Genomic DNA, 617 nt, shown 5'->3' on the forward strand with positions numbered 1-617 from the left:
CGGCCACGACGACAACGACCGCCACCCGCTCGACAACCCTATTTGACACCGCTGGCGGCATGAGTGTGGACCGGAGTTATGATCACCGCCCCATCGACACCCGGCGGCGCCTGGCGCTCGCGCAGGGCTTGCCGGTGTTCAGTGTCGACACCAAAAAGAAGGAGCCTCTCGGGTCCTTGTATCGCCCCGGTCGCTGTTACAGCAGCGCCCCGCAACCGGTCTATGATCACGATTTCCCGCACCTGGCCACCGGTCGACTCATCCCGCACGGCGTCTACGATCTCCATCGCAACGAGGGATTTATCACCTTGGGGACCTCGCGCGAGACGAGCGCCTTCGTCTGCGATGCCATCGCCCTGGCCTGGGAGAGGCACTTCGCCAAGCGCTATCCCCGCGCGCGCGAGATCCTGGTGTTGTTCGATGCCGGTGGGGCCAACGCGGCCCGCTCGCTGCGCTTCAAGGAAGACCTGATCGCGCTCTCGCAACGATTGGGGTTGCGACTGCGCATCGCCCATTATCCGCCCTCTCAGTACAGTACAAAACGAATAGCTCCCCCAGCTAATACAGCACGCGCCTCATGTCATGTTGGACGTTGAACGGTCGCCCATCGAGCATGA

Annotated in this window: 1 protein-coding gene; it reads left to right on the plus strand. The window is 62.9% G+C overall.

Translation table 11 applies throughout. From position 1 onward, the window contains the following. On the plus strand, window positions 1-596 hold a 596-nt coding region (locus tag D779_RS21975; RefSeq protein WP_408606028.1), incomplete at its 5' end, for an ISAzo13-like element transposase-related protein. Between the last annotated feature and the right edge of the window lie 21 nt (window positions 597-617).

Origin of the sequence: Imhoffiella purpurea (genome assembly GCF_000585215.1) — a bacterium.
In the GTDB taxonomy this organism is placed as follows: Bacteria; Pseudomonadota; Gammaproteobacteria; order Chromatiales; family Chromatiaceae; genus Imhoffiella; species Imhoffiella purpurea.